10 protein-coding genes are annotated in these 4,588 nt (G+C 65.7%); all 10 read left to right on the top strand.

The genetic code is table 11. From position 1 onward, the window contains the following. Positions 1-128: 128 nt before the first annotated feature. A complete protein-coding gene (locus ACXJKR_RS24950) occupies positions 129-500 on the top strand; it encodes a hypothetical protein (protein ID WP_457325109.1) in 372 nt (123 codons plus the stop codon). Continuing rightward, positions 500-625, top strand: coding sequence for a hypothetical protein (locus ACXJKR_RS24945; protein ID WP_457325108.1), 126 nt, complete (start codon positions 500-502; stop codon positions 623-625). The genes ACXJKR_RS24950 and ACXJKR_RS24945 overlap by 1 nt, the downstream gene beginning before the upstream one ends. 1 nt (position 626) lies before the next feature. Further along, positions 627-968, top strand: a complete 342-nt coding sequence (locus ACXJKR_RS24940) for a hypothetical protein (protein WP_457325107.1) — start codon at positions 627-629, stop codon at positions 966-968. Position 969: 1 nt separating this feature from the next. Continuing rightward, complete coding sequence (locus ACXJKR_RS24935; RefSeq protein ID WP_457325106.1) at positions 970-1,095, top strand: hypothetical protein; 126 nt, start codon at positions 970-972, stop codon at positions 1,093-1,095. Positions 1,096-1,102: 7 nt separating this feature from the next. Continuing rightward, a complete protein-coding gene (locus ACXJKR_RS24930; protein ID WP_457325105.1) occupies positions 1,103-1,738 on the top strand; it encodes an ERF family protein in 636 nt (211 codons plus the stop codon). Then, positions 1,735-2,229: a siphovirus Gp157 family protein gene (locus tag ACXJKR_RS24925; protein ID WP_457325104.1), complete on the top strand. Its 495-nt coding sequence runs from the start codon at positions 1,735-1,737 to the stop codon at positions 2,227-2,229. The genes ACXJKR_RS24930 and ACXJKR_RS24925 overlap by 4 nt, the downstream gene beginning before the upstream one ends. A gap of 3 nt (positions 2,230-2,232) precedes the next feature. Beyond that, a complete protein-coding gene (locus tag ACXJKR_RS24920; protein ID WP_457325103.1) occupies positions 2,233-2,802 on the top strand; it encodes a hypothetical protein in 570 nt (189 codons plus the stop codon). Next, positions 2,799-3,167 carry a hypothetical protein gene (locus ACXJKR_RS24915; protein WP_457325102.1) on the top strand — a complete coding sequence of 123 codons (369 nt, stop codon included), beginning with the start codon at positions 2,799-2,801 and terminating at the stop codon, positions 3,165-3,167. Before ACXJKR_RS24920 ends, ACXJKR_RS24915 begins: the two co-directional genes overlap by 4 nt. Continuing rightward, entirely contained in the window at positions 3,164-3,421 is a 258-nt protein-coding gene (locus ACXJKR_RS24910) for a hypothetical protein (RefSeq protein WP_457325101.1), read from the top strand. The genes ACXJKR_RS24915 and ACXJKR_RS24910 overlap by 4 nt, the downstream gene beginning before the upstream one ends. Continuing rightward, positions 3,414-4,588: hypothetical protein (locus tag ACXJKR_RS24905; protein WP_457325100.1), on the top strand; the 1,175-nt coding region annotated here is incomplete at its 3' end. The genes ACXJKR_RS24910 and ACXJKR_RS24905, both read left to right, overlap by 8 nt.

Genomic DNA, 4,588 nt, shown 5'->3' with positions numbered 1-4,588 from the left:
GCCCAGGTCAAGCGCGATATCGCAGCAGCAGACCAAGACGAGGCAGACGAGCGCGCGGCTTACGAGCGCCGGATGYAGGACAGGCAGGACGAAATGCTTTCTGCCGCGCGCGGCGAAGGGGATGACGAATGAGCGTCCACGCACATCACGACTGGGCCGCAGAGAACGCAGCCGAGCTGAAGCACTTCACTGGCGCCCACAGGGCAAGACCTCTTGATGAGGTTGAGGCTGAGGAGAGGGCAAAGCGCGTTGCGTGGCCGATGACCTGCGGCTCCTGCAATGTCGGCACTCCGGGCGACTGCGATTGCATGCCCGTCGTCATCGACCGCCTGCCGGAGGAATACGACGACCAAGGCGCCAGCGCTGATGCCGAAGTTGGGATGCTGATGCTGAAAGGCTTGGGCGTGGTTTTGGCTCTCTGCTTCTGCGTCTGGCTCATCGCTGGCGGCCCTGATAGCGACGCCCTCGCGATGCTGCTGGCGCTCGGGGACAAGCCGTGATGCGCGAGCCGCTGATCCTGCTCGGCTTCCCGCTTGAGCGCCACTTCTGCCGCAGGCCCTGGCTTGCCCTTGTGTTTGTCCTGGCCGTGTATGTGGCCGGGGCGCTGATTGACGGGAGCAATTGAGATGAGTGACTTCGACGCCAAGGTCAAGGCCGCCGCTGAGCACGCGGTCTTGAAGTTCATCGGCGACGGCGGCTGGCTGATGCCGAATTACGAGGCTCGCCTGAAGCTGCCGCCTGAGTGGATGGCGCAAGCCTGGGCGCTGGTGGACCGCGAGGCCCTGCTGAAGAAGTTCGCCGAGCGCATCGAGTCCGAGATGGTGGACCGCATGGTCAACCACATGGCGTCCGAGCTGGCCACGGACATCAAGCAAATCCTGAGCGTGCAGGAGCGCCGCGAAGCTCTGCGCTCACTCGCCCGCGAGCACATGACCGCAATCATGGGCTCAACCGGCAAGAAGGCCTGACATGACCGACCCCAGCGACACATGGGCCGCCGCCCGCCAACGGCTCAACGACAAGCCGGCCCGGGTTCGGGTCCGCTTCCTGCGCTGGTGCCTGTGGCTCATGCGCAATCAACCCACCCCGTTTTGAGGACGCCATGAAGGTCTACCAAGCAATCAAGAACGTGTCCGCCGCGATGAGCCATGACGGCATCAGCAAGGCCCGGCAGAACAAGACGCAGGGCTACAACTTCCGAGGCATCGACGACGTTTTGAACGCGCTGTCGTCGGCCCTGGTGGAGGCGCAACTGCTGATCCTGCCCCGCGTGATCAGCCGCACCGTCACCGAGCGCGAGACGAAGAACGGCGGCGCCCTCTTCTACGTCACCGTGCAAGTCGAGTTCGATCTCGTCAGCGCCGAGGACGGCAGCAAGCACACCGTAGCAACCTACGGCGAGGCCATGGACAGCGCCGATAAGGCCACGAACAAGGCCATGAGCGCGGCCTACAAGTACCTCGCGCTGCTGACCTTCTGCATCCCGACCGAGGCAAGCCCGGAGACGGACGCCGACTTCACGACGCACGACGTGGCGGCCCGCCGCGATGCCCGCGCCCACTGGCTGGCGGATCAGTTCGCAGCCATCGACGCGGCCGGGACCGTGGGCGAGCTCAAGCGCGTGGTTGACGCGGCTGTCGCCACGGCCACGGCCGAGAACGACGAAGACGCCATCCAGCAGATCCGCGCCAGTGCCGCGCTCAAGGCTGAGAAGGCAAAAACCAAGGTGGCCGCATGACTGCGCTCTACGTCATCGCCAGCGAGTACCGAGACGCCGCCAACAAGCTGGCCGAGCTGGATCTCGACGAACAAACCATCGCCGACACCCTGGAGAGCCTTTCCGGTGATCTGGAGGTGAAGGCGCAGAACGTGGCCCTGATGGTTCGCTGTTTCGAGGCCGATGCCGCGAACTGCAAGCAGTGGGCCAAGGATGCCAACGAGCGCGCCAAGGCCATCGAAGCCCGTGCCGAGCGCATGCGCGAGTACCTCGCCAGCAATCTGGAGGCGTGCAGCATTGAGAAGGTCGAAGGGCCGGGCGTGGCGATCAGCTTCCGCAAGTCCACGGCCGTGGTCATCGACGGCGCGGACCTGATCCCTGCCGAGTACATGCGTACCAAGCCAGCGCCAGACCCGGAGCCGGACAAGAAGGCGATTGCCGATGCGATCAAGGCCGGAACTGAAGTGCCCGGCGCCCACGTCGAGACGCGCAAGAGCTTGCAGATCCGCTGACCCATGAACACTCCCGCCATTAAAGCGCCAGAAGTGCCGCTGCCGGAGCCTGCCGAGTTGATCAAGCGCGCTCGCAACGATGCCCGCCTGTACGAAGCCGGCTGGCTGCCAAACAAGCAGCAGCACGCGGCCATGATTCGCCAACTCGCCGACGCCTTGGACGCACTGCCTGCCGGTGCCCGCGCAGGGGATGGGAAATCCCTGGCCGACGCCTTCGAGCTGTTTCAGCGCCTAGAAGACGCGGCGTCCCAGGCCCTGACAGATGCCAACAACGCCGGCAAGGTGGCGAACAGGCCAGGCATCCACATCCAGTCCATCAAGTCAGCCGGCGAGCTGGGAAACGCCATTGTGGCCGTCAAGCAAGCCTACCGCGCCCTGCTCGCCGCAGCCCCTGCCGTGTCGGCGCCGGCCAACCGCGAGCCGCTGAGCGCCTCCGAGTTCAACGATCTGCTGGCTGGCGTCCCGGTCCATCACAAGGTCACGGCCTACATGCCGACGCCATGGGTCGTGAAGCAGCTTGTCGAGCGCGCTCACGGCATCCCAGCCCCTGTCACTGCTGGGAGCGCCGAATGACCGACCGCGAACTGCTGGAACGGGCAGCGCAGGCTGCTGGCGTGCCTGTCGAAGGCTGGACCGATGACGATTGGGTCAAGACCAGCATTGACGCTGACGGCACCTACTCAATCTGGAGCTCGCTGAAAAGCGGCGGCGACGCCCTGGGGCTGGCGGTGAAGCTGAACATGGAAATCAGCGTCACCGATGGGCACGCATGGGCGATGGCGATCAACGGGACCGGCGGCGGTTGCTCCGAGTTCTTGAAGGGCGATCCCATGGCTGCAGCTCGCCGAGCCATAACGCGCGCCGCTGCCGCAATCCAAGCCCCTGGCGCCACACAGGCCGCCCCCGCCAATCCCAGCACCTCCGCGAGCACATCATGAAGTTCAAGTACATCAATTGCCAACTGACCGGCGTGATCCTGTGGCCCTACACGGACCACGTCTGGCACAAACACGTCGCCGAGGCAGCCCAGCAGGAGGAGCGCAACCCTGTGGTGTCAGCCGGCTTCGCTGAGATCGGCGGCGGCAAGGTGCGGTGCTACGGGCGCTCGGAGTCCCTGGGCATCGCCAGCGAGCCCAAGACCGATGCGCAGGCCATCGCTCGCGTGTTGGGACTGGAGGCTGTCCATGCCTGATTCGAACAAAGAAATTTCATGTGCCCAGCCTGACCAGTGGAAGGCAGGCAACGAGTTCCTGCCGTACCACCCGCAGGCGTCGCACGTCAGCCCGGATTACCGCGACGGCTGGAACGCCTGCTACCGCGCTGCCAAAGCAGCAGCAGGGCCTGCCGAGCCCACCATTCAGCAATTGGCGGCCGGCGCGCACTACCCGCAGGTCTATGGGTGGACCAACCCGGCGCCCAATGCTGAGCCTGTGGCATGGCCCTCGCCATCGATCACGGTCCAGATTGGGGCGGCGCCAATCCCAGCCCCTGAGGGTGCAGGCGCGATCCAATGGCTTACCGACGTTCTGCCGCCCCTGCCAGGGCACCCAGAGCCCCACACGCACACATGGACGGCGCTGGAGGCTCGCTGCATCGAGCGCTACGGCGCTGACTGCGCCCGCGCCGCCCTTGCCGCCCAGCCCCGGGCCAGTCACACCGACTTCGCCCTGCGCGCCCTGGTTGCAGCTGGCCACATCACGCAGGCCAAGGCCGACGAAGCCCTGCGGATCGCAGGACGGGTAGCACCAGCCCCAGCAGAGGGGGACGGCCAAACCGATCTGCGCGAGGCCGCCAAACAGGCCGGGGTAGATATGGACCGCCAGGATCTGCGCGATGCAGTGTGGGTCGGGTACAGCGTCGGGATCTCAGTCGCCCAGGTTCAGCCGGCCTCATATCGGCTGGACTACCCGACATCTGCGGCGGTCCTGGGCGCAGAGCAAGACAAGGCTCGCGAGGACCAGCGCCTGTTCGGCGTCGGCTTCTGCGTCAATGGGTGGCACGTCCCCGCGCTCGTTGTCGCCTGCTGGGGCATGGAGAACGAGCGCGAGAACATCAAGCGCTTCGAGGCCCTGGCTTCCCAGGAGCAGCCCAAGGGGACGGCGCTGACATCCATCCAAATCGAGCGAGGCCGGGAGCAATGGGGCGGCGAGCGCCACGATTTCACTGCCGGCGTGCGATTCGCAGAGCGCGCCCATCGCATTGGTGCCGCCCAATCCCCCGCGCCTGCACCCGACCATGTGCCCGTCAGCCCCGAGCGTGAGGCCGAGATCGATGCCAAGCTCGGCTTGAAGCTGCTGCCACCTATCCGCGTTGACGCGGAAACCTACGCGGTCATCGAGAGGCTGTCGAAGGCAAACGG

It is taken from the genome of Roseateles sp. P5_E11 (genome assembly GCF_054049355.1).
Note: the sequence above shows the minus strand (reverse complement) of the source record. Positions and strands in the feature narration are given on the sequence as shown.

What these genes read in the sequence shown, in the direction of transcription:
- ACXJKR_RS24935 (WP_457325106.1), top strand. Translation starts at nt 970, where the DNA reads ATGACCGACCCCAGCGACACATGGGCCGCCGCCCGCCAACGGCTCAAC.
- ACXJKR_RS24945 (WP_457325108.1), top strand. Translation starts at nt 500, where the DNA reads ATGCGCGAGCCGCTGATCCTGCTCGGCTTCCCGCTTGAGCGCCACTTC.
- ACXJKR_RS24915 (WP_457325102.1), top strand. Translation starts at nt 2,799, where the DNA reads ATGACCGACCGCGAACTGCTGGAACGGGCAGCGCAGGCTGCTGGCGTG.
- ACXJKR_RS24920 (WP_457325103.1), top strand. Translation starts at nt 2,233, where the DNA reads ATGAACACTCCCGCCATTAAAGCGCCAGAAGTGCCGCTGCCGGAGCCT.
- ACXJKR_RS24950 (WP_457325109.1), top strand. Translation starts at nt 129, where the DNA reads ATGAGCGTCCACGCACATCACGACTGGGCCGCAGAGAACGCAGCCGAG.
- ACXJKR_RS24925 (WP_457325104.1), top strand. Translation starts at nt 1,735, where the DNA reads ATGACTGCGCTCTACGTCATCGCCAGCGAGTACCGAGACGCCGCCAAC.
- ACXJKR_RS24940 (WP_457325107.1), top strand. Translation starts at nt 627, where the DNA reads ATGAGTGACTTCGACGCCAAGGTCAAGGCCGCCGCTGAGCACGCGGTC.
- ACXJKR_RS24910 (WP_457325101.1), top strand. Translation starts at nt 3,164, where the DNA reads ATGAAGTTCAAGTACATCAATTGCCAACTGACCGGCGTGATCCTGTGG.
- ACXJKR_RS24930 (WP_457325105.1), top strand. Translation starts at nt 1,103, where the DNA reads ATGAAGGTCTACCAAGCAATCAAGAACGTGTCCGCCGCGATGAGCCAT.